This is a genomic window from Pseudomonas sp. NFPP12 (assembly GCF_900103205.1).
Lineage (GTDB): Bacteria > Pseudomonadota > Gammaproteobacteria > Pseudomonadales > Pseudomonadaceae > Aquipseudomonas > Aquipseudomonas protegens.
In genome coordinates this window covers 365,257-387,655 of record NZ_FMWW01000006.1, presented here as the reverse complement: position 1 = coordinate 387,655, position 22,399 = coordinate 365,257, and the positions used below count along the sequence as shown (strand labels likewise).

Annotated in this window: 17 protein-coding genes; 16 read left to right on the top strand and 1 reads right to left on the bottom strand. The window is 64.0% G+C overall.

The window, feature by feature from the left end; all coding sequences use genetic code 11:
- Positions 1-123 precede the first annotated feature (123 nt).
- The 16 genes from BLS75_RS26575 (at position 124) to BLS75_RS26500 (ending at position 20,412) form a co-directional block, all read left to right on the top strand.
- Entirely contained in the window at positions 124-1,593 is a 1,470-nt protein-coding gene (locus BLS75_RS26575; RefSeq protein WP_011058777.1) for a purine-cytosine permease family protein, read from the top strand.
- A gap of 75 nt (positions 1,594-1,668) precedes the next feature.
- Positions 1,669-2,634 (top strand): ABC transporter substrate-binding protein, encoded by a 966-nt coding sequence (locus tag BLS75_RS26570; RefSeq protein WP_011058778.1) that lies wholly within the window; start codon positions 1,669-1,671, stop codon positions 2,632-2,634.
- Positions 2,635-2,705: 71 nt separating this feature from the next.
- Entirely contained in the window at positions 2,706-3,557 is an 852-nt protein-coding gene (locus BLS75_RS26565) for an ABC transporter permease (protein ID WP_011058779.1), read from the top strand.
- Positions 3,554-4,384: a quaternary amine ABC transporter ATP-binding protein gene (locus BLS75_RS26560; protein ID WP_011058780.1), complete on the top strand. Its 831-nt coding sequence runs from the start codon at positions 3,554-3,556 to the stop codon at positions 4,382-4,384. Before BLS75_RS26565 ends, BLS75_RS26560 begins: the two co-directional genes overlap by 4 nt.
- Before the next feature lie 80 nt (positions 4,385-4,464).
- Positions 4,465-5,988 carry an HAL/PAL/TAL family ammonia-lyase gene (gene hutH, locus BLS75_RS26555; RefSeq protein WP_072452094.1) on the top strand — a complete coding sequence of 508 codons (1,524 nt, stop codon included), beginning with the start codon at positions 4,465-4,467 and terminating at the stop codon, positions 5,986-5,988.
- 117 nt (positions 5,989-6,105) lie between these two features.
- On the top strand, positions 6,106-7,644 hold the full coding sequence (gene hutH, locus BLS75_RS26550; RefSeq protein WP_019095429.1) for a histidine ammonia-lyase: 1,539 nt from the start codon (positions 6,106-6,108) through the stop codon (positions 7,642-7,644).
- A 156-nt stretch (positions 7,645-7,800) separates the two neighbouring features.
- Positions 7,801-9,213, top strand: a complete 1,413-nt coding sequence (locus tag BLS75_RS26545; RefSeq protein ID WP_015633849.1) for an amino acid permease — start codon at positions 7,801-7,803, stop codon at positions 9,211-9,213.
- 10 nt (positions 9,214-9,223) lie between these two features.
- On the top strand, positions 9,224-10,429 hold the full coding sequence (gene hutI / locus BLS75_RS26540) for an imidazolonepropionase (protein WP_041115309.1): 1,206 nt from the start codon (positions 9,224-9,226) through the stop codon (positions 10,427-10,429).
- Between the two features lie 10 nt (positions 10,430-10,439).
- Entirely contained in the window at positions 10,440-11,240 is an 801-nt protein-coding gene (hutG, locus tag BLS75_RS26535) for an N-formylglutamate deformylase (RefSeq protein ID WP_072452093.1), read from the top strand.
- 202 nt (positions 11,241-11,442) lie between these two features.
- On the top strand, positions 11,443-12,414 hold the full coding sequence (gene pip, locus BLS75_RS26530; RefSeq protein ID WP_011058786.1) for a prolyl aminopeptidase: 972 nt from the start codon (positions 11,443-11,445) through the stop codon (positions 12,412-12,414).
- Entirely contained in the window at positions 12,411-12,848 is a 438-nt protein-coding gene (gene dtd, locus BLS75_RS26525) for a D-aminoacyl-tRNA deacylase (RefSeq protein ID WP_015633852.1), read from the top strand. The genes pip and dtd overlap by 4 nt, the downstream gene beginning before the upstream one ends.
- A gap of 276 nt (positions 12,849-13,124) precedes the next feature.
- A complete protein-coding gene (locus BLS75_RS26520) occupies positions 13,125-14,957 on the top strand; it encodes a glucan biosynthesis protein G (RefSeq protein ID WP_011058788.1) in 1,833 nt (610 codons plus the stop codon).
- The gene (gene mdoH / locus BLS75_RS26515; RefSeq protein WP_072452092.1) at positions 14,950-17,520 is read left to right on the top strand and encodes a glucans biosynthesis glucosyltransferase MdoH; all 2,571 of its coding nucleotides are present in this window, start codon (positions 14,950-14,952) and stop codon (positions 17,518-17,520) included. The genes BLS75_RS26520 and mdoH overlap by 8 nt, the downstream gene beginning before the upstream one ends.
- Before the next feature lie 259 nt (positions 17,521-17,779).
- Entirely contained in the window at positions 17,780-18,577 is a 798-nt protein-coding gene (locus BLS75_RS26510; protein ID WP_019095754.1) for a transporter substrate-binding domain-containing protein, read from the top strand.
- Between the two features lie 145 nt (positions 18,578-18,722).
- Entirely contained in the window at positions 18,723-19,685 is a 963-nt protein-coding gene (locus BLS75_RS26505; protein WP_011058791.1) for an amino acid ABC transporter permease, read from the top strand.
- Positions 19,678-20,412 carry an amino acid ABC transporter ATP-binding protein gene (locus BLS75_RS26500; protein ID WP_011058792.1) on the top strand — a complete coding sequence of 245 codons (735 nt, stop codon included), beginning with the start codon at positions 19,678-19,680 and terminating at the stop codon, positions 20,410-20,412. Before BLS75_RS26505 ends, BLS75_RS26500 begins: the two co-directional genes overlap by 8 nt.
- A 49-nt stretch (positions 20,413-20,461) precedes the next feature.
- Here BLS75_RS26500 and BLS75_RS26495 read toward each other — a convergent pair whose 3' ends face one another.
- Positions 20,462-22,378, bottom strand: a complete 1,917-nt coding sequence (locus BLS75_RS26495; protein ID WP_072452091.1) for a methyl-accepting chemotaxis protein — start codon at positions 22,376-22,378, stop codon at positions 20,462-20,464.
- Positions 22,379-22,399: the final 21 nt, after the last annotated feature.

Here is a 22,399-nt window from a genome sequence, read left to right as displayed (position 1 = left end):
TTCTCTGTAGGAGCCAGCTTGCTGGCCAAGCATGCACCGCGGTGCATCAGGCACACCGCCTCGCGAGCCCGCTCGCTCCTACAGGGGAAATCGTCTGCAGTGCCCACTAGAGGTTCGACGTCCATGGCTTTAGCGAATGATCGTGCAAGCAACAAACCGTTGATCGAAAGGCGTTCGATCGACTACATCCCGGAAGCGGAAAGACACGGTCGTCTCTTGAGTCAATTCACCCTGTGGTTGGGCGCCAACCTGCAGATCACCGCCATTGTCACCGGCGCCCTGGCAGTGGTCCTGGGCGGTGATGTGTTCTGGTCGCTGATCGGCTTGCTGGTCGGTCAGTTGCTGGGGGGCGGGGTCATGGCCCTGCATGCCGCCCAGGGCCCGCAACTGGGGCTGCCGCAGATGATCTCCAGCCGCGTGCAGTTCGGCGTGTACGGTGCGGTGATTCCCCTGGTGCTGGTGTGCCTGATGTACGTCGGCTTTTCCGCCAGCGGTTCGCTGCTGGCGGGGCAGGCGGTGGCGCAACTGCTGCACGTCGAAGACTGGGCCGGCATCCTGCTGTTCGCCGGCTCGATCATGGTCTTCACCATTTTCGGCTACCGGGTCATCCACGGCATCGGGCGGATCGCCAGCGTGCTTGGCGTGGTGGCCTTCATCTACCTGTTCTACAAGCTGCTGGCAGGCAACGACATCGCGGCCCTGCTCGGCAACAAGCATTTTTCCCTGGCCAGCTTCCTGCTGGCGGTATCGCTGTCGGCTTCCTGGCAGATCGCCTTCGGCCCTTATGTGGCGGACTACTCGCGCTACCTGCCGCGCAGCACCTCGGCGGCGAAAACCTTCTGGGCCGTAGGCCTGGGTTCGGTGATCGGGGCCCAGGCCGCGATGGTCTTCGGGGTCTTCGCGGCGGCCCTGGCCGGGTCCCAGTTCGCCCACCACGAGGTGTCGTTCATCGTCAGCCTCGGCGGTACCGGTATCGTCGCCGGCCTGCTGTATTTCGCCGTGGCCTTCGGCAAGGTCACGGTGACCACGCTGAATGCCTACGGCAGCTTCATGTCGATCGCCACCATCATCAGCGGCTTTCGCGGCAGCCGGCATATCGGCAGCGGTGTGCGCCTGTTCTACATCTTCATCATGGTCTCGCTTGCCGCCACCCTGGCACTGTTGGGCAAGGATTCGTTCCTCAAGGATTTCTCCGCCTTCATCCTGTTTCTGCTGGCGTTCTTCACACCCTGGAGTGCGATCAACCTGGTGGATTTCTACTGCATTACCAAGGAGCGCTATGACATCCCCGCGCTGTCCAATCCGGACGGTCGCTACGGCCGCTGGAATGTCATGGGCATCAGTATCTATGTGTTCGGCGTGCTGATTCAGATGCCGTTCATTTCCACCCACTTCTACACCGGCCCCCTGGTGGCGAGCCTCGGAGATACCGACATCTCCTGGATCATCGGCCTGGTGGTGCCCGCGGCGTTGTACTACGCCTGTGCGAAGAAGTGGCATGGCGCGGTGCCCGAGCACCTGATCCTGCCAGTAGAGCAGGGCGCGCCCACCGAACAAAAAACAAGTGGGACCACCCGCGCTGCAGCGGTATGAGTCTTGATTGGACGTGGACAGGGCTGGATGCCTCTTAACTGCCGTAAGCCAACTCATGATTAGGAGCGTCACACAATGAAAATGCATAAGACCCTGCTGACCACGTTGCTGTCCATGGGCCTGCTGGCCGCTTCCGGCGCCCAGGCCGCGGGCTGGTGCGAGTCGGGCAAGGCGGTGAAGTTCGCCGGCCTGAACTGGGAAAGCGGCATGTTGCTGACCGACGTGCTGCAGCTGGTCCTGGAGAAGGGCTACGGCTGCAAGACCGACAGCCTGCCGGGCAACTCCATCACCATGGAAAACGCCCTGGGCAGCAATGACATCCAGATCTTCGCCGAAGAGTGGGTGGGCCGCAGCGAGGTGTGGAACAAGGCCGAGAAGGCCGGCAAGGTGGTGGGCGTCGGCGCGCCGGTGGTGGGTGCTGTCGAAGGCTGGTACGTCCCGCGCTACGTGATCGAAGGCGACGCCAAGCGCAAGCTCGAAGCCAAGGCCCCGGACCTGAAGAACATTGCCGATCTGGGCAAGTACGCCAGCGTGTTCAAGGACCCGGAAGAACCGAGCAAGGGGCGTTTCTACAACTGCCCGGCGGGCTGGACCTGCGAGCTGGACAACAGCGAGATGCTCAAGAGCTACGGCCTGGAAAGCAGCTACACCAACTTCCGCCCGGGCACCGGCCCGGCCCTGGATGCGGCGGTACTGTCGAGCTACAAGCGCGGCGAGCCGATCCTCTTCTACTACTGGTCGCCGACCCCGCTGATGGGCCAGGTGGACCTGGTCAAGCTCGATGAGAAACCTGGCGTCGACAAGAGCGTGAGCATCAAGGTCGGCTTGTCCAGAGTCTTCCACGACGAGGCCCCGGAGCTGGTGGCGGTACTGGAAAAGGTCAACCTGCCGATCGACCTGCTCAACCAGAATCTGGCGCGCATGAGCCGCGAGCGCATCGAGTCGCCGAAACTGGCGAAACTCTTTCTCAAGGAACATCCTGAAGTCTGGCACCCATGGGTCAGTGAAGAGGCCGCCGGGAAAATCGACGCGGCCCTGTAGCCCGGGCTTTTCCGGCGGCTCCAAGGGCCGTCGGCAACCGGACAGCAACCTCCTTTGAGCGAGAGTTTCCTATGTTTCCAGAAAGCTTCACGTTTTCCATCGCCGATTGGGTCAACGGCTGGGTCGACGCCCTGGTGACCCATTATGGCGATGTGTTCCGGCACATTTCCGACACCCTGCTGTGGGCCATCGTCAACCTCGAAGGCCTGCTGCGCATGGCGCCCTGGTGGCTGATGCTGGCGATTGTCGGCGGTATCGCCTGGCACGCCACCCGCAAGCTGCTGACCACCGCGGTGATCGTCGGCCTGCTGTTCCTGGTGGGCGCGGTGGGGCTGTGGGACAAGCTGATGCAGACCCTGGCGCTGATGCTGGTGGCGACCCTGATCTCGGTGCTGATCGGCATCCCCCTGGGGATCCTCTCGGCCCGCAGCAACCGCCTGCGCTCAGTGCTGATGCCGCTCTTGGACATCATGCAGACCATGCCCAGCTTCGTGTACCTGATCCCGGTGCTGATGCTGTTCGGCCTGGGCAAGGTGCCGGCGATCTTCGCTACGGTGATCTACGCCGCGCCGCCCTTGATCCGCCTCACCGACCTGGGGATCCGCCAGGTGGACGGCGAGGTGATGGAGGCGATCAACGCCTTCGGCGCCAATCGCTGGCAGCAACTGTTCGGTGTGCAACTGCCCCTGGCCCTGCCGAGCATCATGGCCGGGATCAACCAGACCACGATGATGGCCCTGTCGATGGTGGTGATCGCCTCGATGATCGGTGCCCGTGGCCTGGGCGAGGATGTGCTGGTGGGGATCCAGACCCTCAACGTCGGGCGCGGCCTGGAAGCGGGGCTGGCGATCGTGATTCTGGCGGTGGTGATCGACCGCATTACCCAGGCCTACGGTCGTCCGCGCCATGAGGTGAGCAAATGAGCAGCGCTGCCATCAGCAAGATCGAAGTGAGGAACGTCTTCAAGATTTTCGGCAGTCGCCCTGCCGATGCCCTGGCGATGATCCGCCAAGGCAAGGGCAAGGACCAGGTGCTGGCCGAGACCGGCTGTGTGGTCGGGGTCAACGACCTGTCCCTGAGCATCGGCACCGGCGAGATCTTCGTCATCATGGGCCTGTCCGGCTCTGGCAAGTCGACCCTGGTGCGCCACTTCAACCGCCTGATCGACCCCACCAGCGGCGCGATCCTGGTGGACGGCGAGGACATCCTGCAATACGACATGGAGGCCCTGCGCCAGTTTCGCCGGCACAAGATCAGCATGGTGTTCCAGAGCTTCGGCCTGCTGCCCCACCGCAACGTGCAGGACAATGTTGCCTACGGCCTCAAGGTGCGCGGCGAGAGCAAGGCACTGTGTGCCGAGCGTGCCTTGCACTGGATCAACACCGTGGGCCTCAAGGGCTACGAGAACAAGTACCCGCACCAGCTGTCCGGCGGCATGCGCCAGCGGGTCGGCCTGGCCCGGGCCCTGGCGGCGGACACCGACATCATTCTCATGGACGAGGCCTTCAGCGCCCTCGACCCGCTGATCCGCGCAGAAATGCAGGACCAGTTGCTGGAGCTGCAGAAGACGCTGCACAAGACCATCGTCTTCATCACCCATGACCTGGACGAGGCCGTGCGCATCGGCAACCGCATCGCGATCCTCAAGGACGGCCGCCTGATCCAGGTGGGCACGCCCAGGGAGATCCTGCATTCACCGGCGGATGAGTACGTCGACCGTTTTGTCCAGCGTCGTGCCGCGACGGTGTAGTTCAACAGCCCACAAGCCCCGGGCCCGTAGGAGCTGGCTTGCCAGCGAAGAGGCCCCCGGATTTCACCACGAGGTTAACGATGTTCCAGGCTGAAAAGATCGTAATCGCCGACGCCCCCCTGGGTTGGCAGGATGTTGTCGCCGTCGCCCGCCACGGTGCTGAGCTCGAACTCTCGGAGCAGGCCTGGGCGCGGATCGACAATGCCCAGGCCATCGTGCGCAAAGTGGTGGACAGCGGCGAGCGCGCCTATGGCATCAGCACCGGCCTTGGGGCCTTGTGCAATGTGTTGCTGGCCGGCGAGCAGCTCAGCCAGCTGTCGCGCAATACCCTGCTCAGCCATGCCTGCGGAGTTGGCCCGGTGCTGGCCGACGAACAGACCCGGGCGATCATCTGTGCGGCCATCATCAACTACAGCCACGGCAAGTCCGGGATCCACCGGCAGGTGGTCCAGGCGCTGCTGGCGCTGCTCAATCGCGGGATCACCCCGCAGGTGCCGTCGCAGGGTTCGGTGGGCTACCTGACCCACATGGCCCATATCGGCGTGGCGCTGCTCGGCGTCGGTCAGGTCAGCTATCGCGGGCACATCGTCAGCGCCGAGCAGGCCCTGGCCGAGGAAGGGCTGCAAGCGGTGCAACTGGGGGCCAAGGATGGTCTGTGCCTGGTCAACGGCACGCCGTGCATGACCGGCCTCGGTTGCCTGGCCCTGGCCGATGCCAGCCGCCTGTTGCAGTGGGCCGACGTGATCGGCGCCATGAGCTTCGAGGCCCTGCGCGGCCAGATCGCCGCCTTTGATGCCGAGATCATCGCCCTCAAGGCACACCCCGGCATGCAGGTGGTGGGCAGCAACCTGCGGGCCTTGCTCGACCGCAGCGAGGTGATCGCTTCCAGCAAGGGCATCCGTACCCAGGACGCCCTGAGCATCCGCTCGATTCCCCAGGTGCACGGTGCTGCCCGGGATCAACTGGCCCACGCGGTCAGGCAGGTGGAAACCGAGCTCAATGCCGCCACCGACAATCCGTTGCTGCTGGGCACCCCGGACAACTATCGGGTGGTGTCCCAGGCCAACCCCCACGGCGAATCGGTGGCCCTGGCGGCGGACGTGCTGGCGATTGCCATGGCCGAGATCGGCTCCATCGCCGAGCGCCGCCTGGACCGCCTGATCAACCCCCATGTCAGTGGCCTGCCGGCGTTCCTGGTGGCCGAGCCCGGGGTCAACTCCGGGATGATGATCGTGCAGTACGTGGCGGCCTCGCTGTGCGCGCAGAACCGCCAGCTGGCACAGCCGGCGGTGCTCGACAACTTCGTCACCTCGGGCCTGCAGGAAGACCACCTGAGCCTGGGCACCAACGCCGCCCTGAAGCTGCTGCAGGTGCTGGAAAACTGCACCCAGATCCTCGCCATCGAGTACCTGCTGGCGGCCCAGGCATTCGAATTTCTCAAGGAGCAGCGCTTCGGCACCGGCACCGGCATTGCCTGGTGCCTGCTGCGCGAGCGGGTTCCGGCCTACGACCAGGACCGCTGGCTGGCCCCGGATATCGCCAGCGTGGCGGCCTTGCTCAAGGACCCGCGATTGCTCAACAAACGCTTTTCCAAGGTGCAATAAAACGGATTTCCCCATCGCCAGCGTGCCAAGGCGCCACCTGCTCAAGCTGCGGGTGGCGACGGACAACGGAAGCTTCCGGAGCGACTGGCTAGTTATTACAAAACTCTCAAAAGGAGCATGAATGTGACTGCGCTAAACCTGATTCCCGGCCAACTGACCCTGGCCCAACTGCGGGCCATCTATCAGCAGCCGCTGACCCTGACCCTGGATGGCAGCGCCTCGGCGCAGATCGACGCCAGCGTCGCCTGTGTCGAGCAGATCCTCGCCGAGAATCGTACTGCCTATGGCATCAACACCGGTTTTGGCCTGCTGGCCTCGACCCGCATTGCCAGCGCCGACCTGGAAAACCTCCAGCGCTCGCTGGTGCTGTCCCACGCCGCCGGTGTTGGCGAGCCTATCAGCGATGACCTGGTACGCCTGATCATGGTGCTCAAGGTCAACAGCCTGAGCCGTGGCTTCTCCGGGATCCGCCGCCAGGTGATCGACGCCTTGATCGCCCTGATCAACGCCGAGGTCTACCCGCACATCCCGCTCAAGGGTTCGGTGGGTGCTTCCGGCGACCTGGCGCCTTTGGCCCACATGTCCCTGGTGCTGCTGGGCGAGGGCAAGGCGCGCTACAAGGGGCAGTGGCTGGAAGCGACAGCGGCCCTGGAAGTGGCCGGCCTCAAGCCGTTGACCCTGGCCGCCAAGGAAGGCCTGGCGCTGCTCAACGGCACCCAGGTTTCCACCGCATACGCCTTGCGCGGTCTGTTCGAGGGCGAAGACCTGTTCGCCGGCGCCCTGGTGTGCGGCGGCCTGACCGTGGAAGCGGTGCTGGGTTCGCGCTCGCCATTCGACCCGCGGATTCACGCCGCTCGTGGTCAGCGCGGGCAGATCGATACCGCCGCGGCCTATCGCGCGTTGCTGGGGGACAGCACCGAGGTATCCGCGTCGCACAAGAATTGCGACAAGGTCCAGGACCCGTATTCCCTGCGTTGCCAGCCACAAGTGATGGGCGCCTGCCTGACCCAGTTGCGCCAGGCTGCCGAAGTGCTGGTGGTGGAAGCCAACGCCGTGTCGGACAACCCGCTGGTGTTCGCCGCCGAAGGTGACGTGATTTCCGGTGGCAACTTCCACGCCGAGCCGGTGGCCATGGCCGCCGACAACATGGCCCTGGCCATCGCCGAGATCGCCTCCCTGAGCGAACGGCGGATCTCGCTGATGATGGACAAGCACATGTCCCAGCTGCCGCCGTTCCTGGTGGCCAATGGCGGGGTCAACTCCGGCTTCATGATCGCCCAGGTCACCGCCGCGGCCCTGGCCAGCGAGAACAAGGCCCTGGCCCACCCGCACTCGGTGGACAGCATCCCTACCTCTGCCAACCAGGAAGACCACGTCTCCATGGCCCCTGCCGCCGGCAAGCGCTTGTGGGAAATGGCCGAGAACACCCGTGGTGTCCTGGCTGTGGAATGGCTGGCGGCCTGCCAGGGGCTGGACCTGCGCGAAGGCCTGAAAACCTCGCCGACCCTGGAAAAGGCCCGTGCCACCTTGCGCGAGAAAGTGGCGTACTACGAGAAGGACCGCTTCTTTGCACCGGACATCAACGCCGCCAGTGAGTTGCTGGCTTCGCGTTGCCTGAACGGGCTGCTGCCAGCCCGGTTGTTGCCGAGCCTGTAATGCACGCCGGGCCGCCAGGCAGCTTCGCGCTCGGCGTGGAGCTGCGGCCCGTGCTGGTTGGCTTTACCTGCAAGACAGGCGCGGAGCGTCTGCTTCCTCCGCCCCGCACCCCTGCGCGGGGCGGACTTGTCCGATAACAATAAAAGGGACGATGACATGCAATCGCAAGACAGTGGACTACGCCGAGGGCTGACAGCCCGCCATATACGCTTCATGGCCTTGGGGTCGGCCATCGGTACAGGATTGTTCTACGGTTCGGCCTCGGCCATCCAGATGGCCGGGCCCGCCGTGTTGCTGGCCTACCTGATCGGTGGCGCGGCGGTTTTCATGGTGATGCGCGCCCTCGGGGAGATGGCCGTGCACAACCCGGTGTCCGGTTCGTTCGGGCATTACGCCAGCCAGTACCTGGGGCCGTTGCCGGGCTTCATCCTGGGGTGGACCTACGCCTTCGAGATGTTGATCGTGTGCCTGGCGGACGTGACTGCCTTTGGCATCTACATGGGCTTCTGGTTTCCCGAAGTGGCGCGCTGGATCTGGGTGCTGGGCATCGTGCTGTTCATCGGCGGCCTGAACCTGTGCAACGTCAAGGTGTTCGGCGAGATGGAGTTCTGGCTGTCGCTGCTCAAGGTCGGGGCGATCGTCGCGATGATCCTGGGGGGCCTGGGCATCATGCTCTTCGGTATCAGCAGCGCCGCGCAGGACCAGGCCACTGGCGCCGCCAACCTCTGGGCCCACGGCGGCTTCATGCCCAATGGCATCAGTGGGGTGATCGCCTCGTTTGCCGTGGTGATGTTTGCCTTTGGCGGCATCGAGATCATCGGGGTCACTGCGGGCGAGGCCCAGGATCCGAAGCGGGTCATTCCCAAGGCGATCAATGCCGTGCCGCTGCGTATCCTGCTGTTCTACGTGCTGACCCTGTTCGTGCTGATGTCGATTTTCCCCTGGCCGCAGATCGGTACCCAGGGCAGCCCGTTCGTGCAGATCTTTGACAGCCTGGGCATCAGCTCGGCCGCCACTATCCTCAATATCGTGGTGATTTCGGCGGCGGTATCGGCCATCAACAGCGACATCTTCGGCGCCGGCCGGATGATGTATGGCCTGGCCCGGCAAGGGCAGGCGCCCAAGGGCTTTGCCCAGGTGTCCAAGCACGGGGTGCCGTGGATGACCGTGGTGGTGATGGCCGTGACTCTGTTGATCGGGGTGGTGCTGAACTACCTGATCCCGGAAAACATCTTCCTGCTGATCGCGTCCCTGGCCACGTTCGCCACGGTCTGGGTGTGGCTGATGATTCTCCTGACTCACGTGGCCATGCGCCGTTCGATGACCGCCGAGCAGGTGGCCCAGTTGCAGTTCAAGGTGCCATTCTGGCCTTGGGCCCCGGCGGCGGCTATTGCCTTCATGCTGTTCATCTTTGGCGTGCTGGGCTATTTCCCGAAAACCCAGGGAGCGCTGATCGTCGGCGTAGTGTGGATCGCTCTACTGATCGTGGCCTATATGCTGTGGGTCAAGCCCATGGCGGGGCAGGCCCAGGCGATCATGAGCGACGCTCCTTTACCTACTGACCATTAATGGAGGTTGGATGAAAACTCTTTGGCAACACTGCAACGTCGCCAGCATGGCCTCGGGTGTTTACTCGATCATCGAGGATGCGGCCATGGTGACGTCAGGGGCGCACATCGAGTGGATCGGCCGGCGCTCGGAGGCGCCGGCCGGCGACTACGCCCAGGTCAATGACCTGGCTGGAGCCTGGGTAACCCCGGGCTTTATCGATTGCCACACCCACACGGTATTTGGCGGCAACCGCAGTGGTGAGTTCGAGCAGCGCCTGCAAGGGGTGAGCTATGCCGAGATCGCCGCTGCCGGCGGTGGTATCGCCAGTACCGTACGGGCTACTCGGGCCGCCACCGAGGAGGAGCTGTTCGGCAGCGCCCGCAAGCGTCTGCTGAGCCTGTTGCGCGATGGCGTGACCAGCGTCGAGATCAAGTCCGGCTACGGCCTGGACCTGGCCAGCGAGCGCAAGATCCTGCGGGTGATCCGTCGCCTGGGCGAAGAGTTGCCGGTCAGCGTGCGCAGCACCTGCCTGGCGGCCCACGCCCTGCCGCCGGAATACGCCGAGCGCAGCGATGCCTACATCGAGCATATCTGCAGCGAGATGCTCCCGGCCCTGGCGGCCGAGGGGCTGGTGGACGCGGTGGATGCCTTCTGTGAATACCTGGCGTTCTCCCCGGAGCAGGTGGAGCGGGTGTTCATTGCCGCGCAACAGCTCGGCCTGCCGGTCAAGCTGCACGCCGAGCAACTGTCGTCGCTGCATGGTTCGAGCCTGGCGGCCCGCTACCATGCGCTGTCCGCCGATCACCTGGAGTTCATGACCGAGGAGGATGCAATAGCCATGGCGGCGTCCGGGACCGTGGCGGTGTTGCTGCCGGGGGCCTTCTATTTCCTCCGGGAAACCCAGCTGCCGCCAATGGAAGCCTTGCGCAAGCACGGGGTGAAGATCGCCGTGGCCAGCGACCTCAATCCCGGTACGTCACCGGCGTTGTCGCTGCGGCTGATGCTGAACATGGCCTGTACCTGTTTCCGTATGACCCCCGAGGAGGCCCTGGCCGGGGTTACCCTGCATGCGGCCCAGGCCCTGGGCATGGAAAAGACCCATGGTTCGCTGGAGGTGGGCAAGGTGGCGGACTTCGTCGCCTGGCAGATCGATCGTCCTGCCGACCTGGCCTACTGGCTGGGCGGCGATCTGGAAAAGCGCGTCGTGCGACACGGCGTTGAAGTGACTGTGTAGGAGAAGGGTTGTGGATAAGGTTCTGAATTTCAAACAAGGCCGGGTGCCGCTGCTGATCAGCATGCCCCACGCCGGTACGCGCCTGACCCCGGCGGTGGCGGCCGGGCTGGTGCCCCAGGCGCAGAGCCTGCCGGACACCGACTGGCACATTCCACGGCTGTACCAGTTCGCCCAGGAGCTGGGGGCCAGTACCCTGGCGGCCGAATATTCGCGTTTTGTCATCGACCTGAACCGCCCGTCCGATGACAAGCCCCTGTACGTGGGGGCCACAACGGGCCTGTACCCGGCCACCCTGTTCGACGGCGAGCCCTTGTTCGTCGAAGGTCAGGCGCCGTCCAGTGAGGAGCGCGAGCAGTACCTGCACGAGGTGTGGGGGCCTTACCACCGCACCCTCCAGGAAGAGCTGGCGCGGCTCAAGGCCGAATTCGGCTATGTCCTGCTGTTCGATGCCCACTCCATCCGCTCGCTGATCCCGCACCTGTTCGAAGGCAAGCTGCCGGACTTCAACCTCGGCACTTTCAATGGCGCCAGCTGCGATCCGCAACTGGCCAGCCGGCTGGAGGCGATCTGCGCCGGCCACGGGGACTACACCCATGTGCTCAACGGGCGCTTCAAGGGCGGGCATATCACCCGCCACTACGGCAACCCGGACGAGCATATCCATGCCGTGCAACTGGAGCTGGCACAGAGCGCCTACATGGAAGAGTTCGAACCGTTCCGCTATCGCGAGGACCTGGCAGCACCGACCCAGGTGGTGCTCAAGGAATTGCTCCAGGGGCTGCTGGCCTGGGGGCAGGAACGTTACGCCTGACAGCAAGCGCTCCTACAGCGGGTACACGCCTTTGTGTAGGAGCGCGCTTGCTCGCGAAGCGCCTTCGACCCCCGCGCAAAACCTGCAAACAACCCTGTTTTCTCCAAGGACATGCTCATTGCGTAATTCGGGTTTATGATGCCGGACGGCAGAATAAATGTAGTCCCCGCCAGGGATGAACCCGACCTCCACGGAGCGCGTAATGCAGACTTTGTACCCGCAGATCAAACCCTATGCCCGGCACGATCTGGCCGTCGACGAGCCGCACGTGCTGTATGTCGACGAAAGTGGTTCACCGGAAGGTTTGCCGGTGGTGTTCATTCATGGCGGTCCGGGGGCGGGCTGCGATGGGGCCAGCCGCTGCTACTTCGACCCGAATCTGTATCGCATCGTCACGTTCGACCAGCGCGGTTGCGGGCGTTCCACCCCTCACGCCAGCCTGGAAAACAACACCACCTGGGACCTGGTGGCGGACCTTGAGCGCATTCGCCAGCACCTGGGCATCGACAAGTGGGTGCTGTTTGGCGGCTCCTGGGGTTCGACCCTGGCCCTGGCCTATGCCCAGACCCACCCGGAGCGCGTGCTCGGCCTGATCGTGCGGGGCATCTTCCTTGCCCGGCCCCAGGAGATCCAGTGGTACTACCAGTGTGGCGCCAGCCGCCTGTTCCCCGACTACTGGCAGGACTATGTGGCGCCGATTCCCCTGGAAGAGCGGCATGACCTGGTCAGCGCCTTCCACAAGCGCCTGACCGGCACCGACCAGATAGCCCAGATGCATGCGGCCAAGGCCTGGTCGGGCTGGGAAGGGCGCACCGCGACCCTGCGCCCCAACCCGTTGGTGGTGGACCGTTTCTCCGAGCCGCAGCGGGCGCTGTCGATTGCCCGGATCGAATGCCATTACTTCACCAACAACGCCTTCCTCGAACCTGACCAGCTGATCCGCGACATGGGCAAGATCGCCCATCTGCCCGGGGTCATCGTCCATGGCCGCTACGATGTGATCTGCCCGCTGGACAACGCCTGGGAGCTGCATCAGGCCTGGCCCAACAGCGAGCTGCAGGTGATCCGCGACGCTGGCCACGCCGCCTCCGAGCCGGGCATCACCGATGCTCTGGTACGCGCCACCGACCAGATGGCGCGCCGTCTGCTCGACCTGCCGCCCGAAGAAGCATGAAGGGCCTGTTGCAGCGCGTGCGTGGCGCGCGGGTGGAAGTCGCCGGGGAAATAGTCGGCGCGGTGGACCAGGGATTGCTGGTACTGGTGGCGGTGGAGCCCGAGGACACCCGGGCCAGTGCCGACAAACTCCTGCATAAGCTGCTTAACTATCGGGTGTTCAGTGATGCCGAGGGCAAGATGAACCTGTCCCTGGCGGATGTGCAGGGCGGCTTGCTGCTGGTGTCGCAATTCACCCTGGCGGCGGACACCAAGAGCGGGCTGCGCCCGAGCTTTTCCACAGCCGCGCCGCCGGCCCTTGGCGAAGAGCTTTTTGACTACCTGGTAGTGAAGGCGCAACAGTTGCATGGCAAAGTGGCATCAGGGCGTTTTGGCGCGGACATGCAGGTGCACCTGGTCAATGATGGCCCGGTAACCTTCCTGTTACAGACCTGAAAACGCCTGAAACAGCTTTTTCCACCGATTTGGGCCGGAAACTGCTGTTTTTCGCGATAAATACTTTGTTACCCCTGATGCGTTGTAACGCGGGCTACTAGATAATCGCGCGCTACGGGGATCAGCGTTCGTTGGTCCATTTTGACTTAAGTAGAGACTTGTCCACGGCCGTTTGGGGAATCATTTAGCCCCATCGGAGTCGGAACAATGCTCGCCAACCTGGCATATAGATAGCTGGCCGTTGGTTTTTTGATCTGTTTTCGGCGAGGGTTGCTCGTGATTGTTAGTCCCTGTAATGCACCAAACTTGTTTGCCAAACGGTTACGAAACGCACTGGTGACGGGCTCTGCGCTGGTCTGCCTGCTCGGCGCCGGTCAACTCATGGCATTCAATCTGGATGATGTATCGGTCAAGGCCAAGGACCTGGCCGGGCAGAAGTACGAGGCCCCGCGCAGTAACCTGCCGAACGAGTTCCGTGAGATGAAGTTCGCGGATTACCAGAAAATCCGCTTCCTCACCGAAAAAGCCGAATGGGCCGACCAGAAGACCCCGTTCAAGCTGTCGTTCTACCACCAGGGCATGCACTTCGACACGCCGGTGAAGATCAACGAGATCAGCGCCAACACCGTTACCGAGATCAAGTACGACCCGAACCGTTTCGATTTCGGCGACGTGAAGTTCGACCCCAAGGCCACCGAGAAGCTCGGCTACGCCGGTTTCCGCGTGCTGTACCCGATCAACAAGGCTGACAAGCAAGACGAGATCATGACCATGCTCGGCGCGAGCTATTTCCGCGTCGTTGGCAAGGGCCATACCTATGGCCTGTCCGCCCGGGGCCTGGCAATCGACACCGCCCTGCCATCCGGCGAGGAATTCCCGCGTTTCAGCGAGTTCTGGATCCAGCAGCCCAAGGCTACCGACAAGCACCTGGTGATCTACGCCCTGCTGGATTCGCCACGGGCCACCGGCGCCTATCGCCTGACCCTGCGGCCGGGCGCCGACACCATTGTCGACGTCAAGGCCCGGGTGTTCCTGCGTGACAAGGTCGGCAAGCTGGGCCTGGCCCCGCTGACCAGCATGTACCTGTTCGGCGCCAACCAGCCGTCGAAGGTCCTCAACTACCGTCGCGAACTGCACGACTCCAGCGGCCTGTCGATCCACGCCGGCAATGGCGAATGGATCTGGCGCCCGCTGAACAACCCGAAACATCTGGCCGTGAGCAACTTCTCGGTGGAGAACCCGCGTGGTTTCGGCCTGCTCCAGCGTGGCCGCGACTTCAGCCACTATGAAGACCTCGACGACCGCTACGACAAGCGCCCAAGCGCCTGGATCGAGCCCAAGGGCGACTGGGGCAAGGGCACCGTCGACCTGGTAGAGATCCCGACCGCGGACGAAACCAACGACAACATCGTGGCGTTCTGGAACCCGGAAAAGCAGCCTGAGCCAGGCCAGCCGCTGGATTTCGCCTATCGCCTGCACTGGACCATCGACGAAGCCGCCCTGCATTCCCCTGACAGCGCCTGGGTACAGCAGACCCTGCGCTCCACCGGTGACGTCAAGCAGTCCAACCTGATCCGTCAGCCCGACGGCAGCGTGGCCTACCTGGTGGACTTCGAAGGCCCGTCCCTGGCGGCATTGCCGGAAAACGCCGACGTTCGCAGCCAGGTCAGCGTGGGTGACAACGCCGAGCTGGTGGAAAACAGCGTTCGCTACAACCCGGAAACCAAGGGCTGGCGCCTGACCCTGCGGATGAAGATCAAGGACGCGAGCAAGTCCACCGAGATGCGTGCCGCTCTGGTCCGCGACATTGCGCAGCCCGAGCCGGCCAAGGCCTCGACGCCGAACTCCAACTCCTCCATCGCCAAGGCCGACAAGATCGCCGCCAAGCAGCAGGAGAAGAAAGAGAAGGAAGCCGCAGCGGCAGCCGCCAAGCAGGCGCAAGCCCAGCCGGGCAAAGAGGCTAAAGACGCCAAGAACGCCAAGGACAAGGACCACAAAGACGCCAAGCAGCCTGCTGCTGCGGACGCGGCCCCAGCCACACCGGAACCGGTTAAAACGGAGCAAGTCCTGACCGAGACCTGGAGCTATCAGTTGCCTGCCGATGAGTAACTCTCAACTACAGCCAGAGTCTCTTGCCGAGTACCTGGCGCATTTGCCGATGTCGGACCAGCAGCGCGCGGAACTCGCGGGCTGCCAGTCCTTCAGCGAATTGCACCAACGCCTGTCGTCCGGCACCTTCGATGGCCCCACCGATGCCGCCCAGGCCTCGGTGGGCCAGCGCCTGACACTGAGCACCGCCGCTGAGCTGGAAGAAGCGGAAATGCTCGCGGTGGACGCCGAGGGCCGGGTCTGCCTCAAGGCCACGCCGCCGATCCGCCGCACCAAGGTGGTCCCGGAGCCGTGGCGCACCAATATCCTGGTGCGCGGCTGGCGGCGCCTGACCGGGCGTACCAACCCGCCAGCGCCGAAGAAGGACGAACGGGTACTGCCGGCCGCTCGCTGGCGTACCGTCGGTTCGATCCGCCGCTACATCCTGCTGGTGCTGATGCTCGGCCAGACCATCGTCGCCGGCTGGTACATGAAAGGCATCATGCCGTACCAGGGCTGGTCCTTCGTCGACCTGGAAGAGGTCATGCACCAGCCGCTGATGCAGACCGCCCAGCAAGTGCTGCCCTATGCCCTGCAGACCAGCATCCTGATTCTGTTCGGGATCCTGTTCTGCTGGGTCTCGGCAGGTTTCTGGACCGCGCTGATGGGCTTCCTGGAACTGCTGACCGGCCACGACAAGTACCGCATCTCCGGGGCCAGCGCCGGCAACGAGCCGATTCCCAAGGATGCGCGCACCGCACTGGTGATGCCGATCTGCAACGAAGACGTGCCCCGGGTGTTTGCCGGCCTGCGCGCGACCTTCGAGTCGGTGGCGGCCACCGGTGACCTGGACCGCTTCGACTTCTTCGTCCTCAGCGACAGCAACGACAGCGATATCTGCGTGGCCGAGCAGCAGGCCTGGCTGGATGTCTGCCGCGAAGCCAAGGGCTTCGGCAAGATCTTCTATCGCCGCCGTCGCCGCCGAGTGAAGCGCAAGAGCGGCAACCTCGACGACTTCTGCCGTCGCTGGGGCGGTGACTACAAGTACATGGTCGTGCTCGACGCTGACAGCGTGATGAGCGGCGAATGCCTGACCAGCCTGGTACGCCTGATGGAAGCCACGCCGGACGCGGGGATCATCCAGACCGCGCCACGGGCCTCGGGCATGGACACCCTGTATGCGCGCATGCAGCAGTTCGCCACCCGGGTCTACGGCCCGCTGTTCACCGCCGGCCTGCACTTCTGGCAGTTGGGGGAATCCCACTACTGGGGGCACAACGCGATCATCCGCATGCAGCCGTTCATCGAGCACTGTGCCCTGGCGCCGTTGCCGGGCAAGGGTGCCTTCGCCGGTGCGATCCTCTCCCACGACTTCGTCGAAGCAGCGCTGATGCGCCGTGCCGGCTGGGGCGTGTGGATTGCCTACGACCTGCCGGGCAGCTACGAAGAGCTGCCGCCGAACCTGCTGGACGAACTCAAGCGTGACCGGCGCTGGTGCCACGGCAACCTGATGAACTTCCGCCTGTTCCTGGTCAAGGGCATGCACCCGGTGCACCGCGCGGTGTTCCTCACCGGGGTGATGTCCTACCTGTCGGCGCCGCTGTGGTTCTTCTTCCTGGTGCTGTCCACGGCCCTGCTGGCGGTCAACACCCTGATGGAGCCGCAGTACTTCCTCGAGCCGCGGCAGCTGTATCCGCTGTGGCCGCAGTGGCACCCGGACAAGGCCATCGCGCTGTTCTCCACCACCATCGTGCTGCTGTTCCTGCCCAAGCTCTTGAGCATCATCCTGATCTGGGCCAAGGGTGCGAAAGAGTTCGGTGGCAAGTTCAAGGTGACCCTGTCGATGCTCCTGGAGATGCTGTTCTCCATGCTGCTGGCGCCGGTGCGGATGATTTTCCACACCCGTTTCGTACTGGCCGCGTTCCTGGGCTGGGCCGCGACCTGGAACTCGCCACAGCGTGACGACGACTCCACGCCGTGGAGTGAAGCGGTCAAGCGCCACGGTCCGCAGACCCTGCTGGGCTTCTGCTGGGCGCTGCTGGTGATCTGGTTGAACCCGAGCTTCCTCTGGTGGCTGGTACCGATCGTCGGTTCGTTGATGCTGTCGATCCCGGTGTCGGTGATCTCCAGCCGCGTGGGCCTGGGCCTGAAGTCCCGTGACGAAAGCCTGTTCCTGATCCCCGAGGAATACGCTCCGCCACAGGCGCTGCTGGCAACCGACCAGTACACCCATGAAAACCGCTGGCATGCGCTCAACGACGGCTTTGTCCGGGCCGTGGTGGATCCGCAGCAGAACGCCCTGGCCTGTGCCCTGGCGACCTCGCGCCACACCCAGGCCGAGCCCATCGAGTGGCTGCGCCAGGAGCGTGTACGGCATGCCCTGAAAGTCGGCCCGGCGGCCCTGAACAACAGCGAGCGGCTGGCGCTGTTGAGCGACCCGGTAGCCCTGGGGCGCCTGCACGAGCAGGTCTGGAGCGAGGGGCACAGCGAATGGCTGAGCGCCTGGCGCCAGTCGGTGGATGCCGATCCCCATGCACCGCTGCTGCCGTTGCAGCCGTTGAACGCGGTGCCGCAACCGGCCTGAAGCCAACGCCCTTGAGCTCTTGCTCAAGGGCGTTTTGCTTTATGGCGCCAATGGCCGCCTACGCCTTGCCGGAGGCTGTGGCAGCGGCCACCGGTCGCTCCCCCTGAAACAACAAAAATCCTTGTGCAAATGGCCGAGTGCGTTAGCATCGCACCCGCAAATTTCTGCGCGCAATCGACAACGGCCTGCCATTCGAAGCACTCAAGCAGATGACCGCCGTGCGCAGACACCACAATAAAATGGCTTCAGGGGACTTGAGATGAAGAAGTATCTTTCGCTGCTGCTGGCGGGTGCCGCGGCCCTGCTGGCGGTCAACACGGCCCAGGCCGGCGCTATCGACGACGCGGTCAAGCGCGGCACGCTGAAAGTCGGCATGGACCCGACCTACATGCCGTTCGAGATGACCAACAAGCGTGGCGAAATCATCGGTTTCGAAGTCGACCTGCTCAAGGCCATGGCCAAGTCCATGGGGGTCAAGCTGGAGATGGTTTCCACTGGCTACGACGGCATCATCCCGGCCCTGCTGACCGACAAGTTCGACATGATCGGCAGCGGCATGACCCTGACCCAGGAACGCAACCTGCGCCTGAACTTCAGCGAACCCTTCATCGTGGTCGGCCAGACCCTGCTGATCCGCAAGGACCTGGAAGGCACCATCAAGTCCTACAAGGACCTGAACAGCGCCGACTACCGCATCACCTCCAAGCTGGGCACCACCGGTGAGATGGTCGCCAAGAAGCTGATCGCCAAGGCCAAGTACCACGGCTACGATAACGAGCAGGAAGCGGTGCTGGACGTGGTCAACGGCAAGGCCGACGCCTTCATCTACGACGCCCCGTACAACGTGGTGGCCGTCAACAAAGTGGGCAATGGCAAGCTGGTATTCCTCGACAAGCCGTTCACCTACGAGCCCCTGGCCTTCGGTTTGAAGAAGGGCGATTACGACAGCATCAACTTCATCAACAACTTCCTGCACCAGATCCACGAAGACGGCACCTACGATCGCATCCATGACAAGTGGTTCAAGAGCACCGAGTGGCTCAAGGACATGGAATAGGTGTCAGGCAACTGACTTCTGGTTGATCGCGAGCAAGCTCGCTCCTACAGGGCGCATAGCGTTTTTGTAGGAGCGAGCCTGCTCGCGACAATGCCCACCCGGGCTCTGCCGAACCTCCCCGCTGCAAACCGCTGGAACCTGCAAAGTGAACAAACACAAGAAAGCCCAATGGCCCTGGCACGTGCTGACCGTGCTGGTGCTGATCGGTCTGGCTGGCGCGCTGTACTACGCCACCTCGTTGATGTCCTACGAGTGGCGCTGGAACCGTGTCCCCCAGTACTTCGCCTATCAGGCCGAAGAGTCCCAGCGGGCGGCGGAAATCTCCACCGTCGCCGAGGTGGTGCGCCAGGGCGGCAAGGCACAAGTCACGCTGCGCGGTGACTCGGGTGCCGAGCAGCATCTGAGCGTCGATGAAAGCAGCTTGCAGGTGGCTAGCGGCGATGACGTGGCCGAAGGCGATGTCATCGGCGTGACCCGGCACTGGGCCGCGGGCCCGCTGTTGTGGGGCCTGTGGACCACCTTGTGGCTGTCGGTGGTGTCCGGCGTGCTGGGGCTGCTGATCGGCCTGGGTACCGGCCTGTGCCGGTTGTCCAGCAACCCGACCCTGCGCGACCTGTCGACGATCTATGTCGAACTGGTGCGAGGCACGCCGCTGCTGGTGCAGATCTTCATCTTCTATTTCTTTATCGGCACGGTGCTCAATCTGTCCCGGGAGTTCGCCGGGATCGCCGCGCTGTCGCTGTTTACCGGGGCCTATGTGGCGGAAATCGTTCGCGCCGGGGTGCAGTCCATCGCCCGCGGGCAGAACGAAGCCGCTCGCTCCCTGGGGCTCAGCGCCGGCCAGTCGATGCGCCATGTGGTGCTGCCCCAGGCCTTCAAGCGGGTGCTGCCGCCGCTGGCCGGGCAGTTCATCAGCCTGGTCAAGGACACCTCCCTGGTGTCGGTGATCGCCATTACCGAACTGCTCAAGAGCGGCCGGGAGGTCATCACCACGTCGTTCTCGCCATTCGAGATCCTGTTCTGCGTGGCAGGCCTGTATTTGTTGATCAACCTGCCGCTGTCGAAGATGGCCAGCCGGCTTGAGCGGAGGCTCGCGCAAAGTGATTGAAGTCCGCGATCTGGTAAAAGTCTTCGACACCCGCGGCCAGGTGGTGCGCGCGGTGGATAACGTCACCACCCAGGTGGCCAAGGGCGAGGTGCTGGTGGTGATCGGCCCGTCCGGCTCCGGCAAGTCGACCTTCCTGCGTTGCCTCAATGGCCTTGAAGAGTTCGATTCCGGCTCGGTGAGCATCGACGGCCTGCAACTGGCCGACCCGAGGACCGATGTGAACGCCTACCGCCGGGAAGTCGGCATGGTGTTCCAGCACTTCAACCTGTTCCCGCACATGACCGTGCTGGAAAACCTCTGCCTGGCGCAGAAGGTGGTACGCAAGCGCGGCAAGCAGGAGCGCGAGGCCAAGGCCCTGGCGTTGCTGGAAAAGGTCGGGATCGCCCAGAAGGCCCACGAGTTTCCTTCGCGGCTTTCCGGTGGCCAGCAGCAGCGTGTGGCCATCGCCCGGGCCCTGGCCATGGAACCCAAGGTGATGCTGTTCGACGAGCCGACCTCGGCCCTGGACCCGGAAATGGTCGGCGAGGTGCTGGATGTGATGAAGACCCTGGCCCTGGAAGGCATGACCATGGTCTGCGTGACCCACGAAATGGGCTTTGCCCGGGAAGTGGCGGATCGGGTGCTGTTCTTCGATCACGGCAAACTGCTGGAAGACGCGGCGCCGCAGGTGTTCTTCGACGCGCCGCAAGACCCGCGGGCCCAGGCTTTCCTGCGCCAGGTGCTGTAAGGCCGGCTCCTGCATTTCCCGGTAGGAGCCGGCTTGCCGGCGAAGCGGCTCAGACCCGGAAACGCCCCACCAGGCTTTGCAGGTGAATCCCCAGCCGCGCCAGCTCGGCGCTGGACGCGGCGGTTTCCTCGCTGGCCGATGACGTCTGTTCAGACACATCCCGCACATTCAACACGCTGCGGTTGATCTCTTCCGCCACCGCGCTCTGCTGCTCTGCTGCCGCGGCGATCTGCTGGTTCATCGCCTGGATCGCCGACACGGTACGGGTGATGTTTTCCAGGGAACCACCAGCCCGGCGTGTCAGCTCGACACTGCTGTCGGTCAGGCTGCGGCTGGTATCCAGGGTGCTGGCCACCTGCTGGGTGCCGCTTTGCAGGCCAACGATGAGTTCAGCGATTTCTTCGGTGGATTGCTGGGTACGTTGCGCCAGGCTGCGTACTTCATCCGCCACCACGGCAAAACCCCGCCCGGCTTCACCGGCCCGGGCGGCCTCGATGGCGGCGTTCAGGGCCAGCAGGTTGGTCTGCTGGGCCACCGACTTGATCACATCCAGGACGCTGCCGATCTTGTCGCTTTCCTGCTTGAGATGGCCCATGGCCTCGGTGGAATGGCCCACCTCGCTGGCCAGGCGCTCGATCTGGGCGATGGCTTCGTTCACCACCCGGTCACCCTCGCGGGCCTGCTGGTCGGCCGCCACAGCGGCCTCGGAGGCCTCCTCGGCGTTGCGCGCCACTTCCTGCACGGTGGCGGCCATTTCGTTCATGGCCGTGGCCACCTGGTCGGTCTCGACTTTCTGGCTGTTGACCCCGGCGCTGGTCTGCTCGGTCACCGCGGACAGTTGCTCGGCGGCGCTGGCGATCTGGGTCACCCCGTCGCTGATGCCGCCGATCAGTTCCCGCAGGCTCACCGTCATGCGCTGCATGGCTTTCTGCAGTTGGCCCAGTTCGTCGCGGCGCTCCACGGCGAGGTTCTGGCTCAGGTCCCCGGAAGCCACGCGCTCGGCGGCCTTGAGGGTCTGCTGCAGCGGCTGGGTGATCTGCCGGGTGATGGCCCAGGCGGCGATCAGGCCGAACAGCATGGCCAGCAAGGTGGCGATCAGCAGGGTGCTCTTGGCCTGCGCGGCGTCGCTGTCACGCTTGGTGGTCTGGGCCACGGTCAGCTGCTTGCTCAGGTCCATCAGCCGGTCGCCCTGGGCGGCCATGCGCTTGAGCGCAGCCGCGCTGGCTTCTTCGGCGTCGCTGTAGGCGCTGACGGCCATCCGGTAGGCCTTCAGCGAGTCGCTGGCCTGTTGCAGGTTGGCAACGTGCTGCTCGGGCAGGCGCGAAGGCAGGCTGGAGAGGTTGTTCAGGGCGTTGTCGATGGCGTCCAGCGCCGGCTGCTTGGCCTCGGGCTTGGCGCTGTAGGTGTAGCCGCGTACCTGGAAGCGTGCCTGCTGGATCAGCTTGGACAGGTCGATCACGCTATTGAACTGCGCCACGCTGTCGCCTTGCAGCAGTGAGTTCTCAACCTCCGCGACCCGGGCCACGGCATTGTCCGCGGTGGCGCCAAGCTGGGACCTCGCGGCCTCGCGGTTGGCGGTGGCGCGAGTCATGTCGGCAAAGGCCTTCTGGTATTCGGCCACGGCGTCCAGTTGCTGGTCGACCATGGTGATGCTTTCCGGTTGCTGCAGTTGCGCGCGAGCGTCCTGCAGGCCGTCGTTGAGTTGCTTGAGGAAGTCGTTGACCGCGGCCGGGCCGTGTTCACCGCGGCTCATCTCGTAGTTGAGGCGGGCGATGCGCAGGTCCTTGGTCAGGGCGTAGATAACGGAAATATTGCCCAGTTTGTCGCCCCGGTCGATCACCCGGCCCAGGCCGGTCCAGCCGGTGGCGGTGATCAGCAGGGTCAGGAGCAGTACCAGGCCGAAGCCGATACCCAGCTTGAGGCTGACGCTTACGTTTCCCAGGTTTCTGGCTAGCCAACGGTACATTCTGCGAACTCCCTTTTAGCA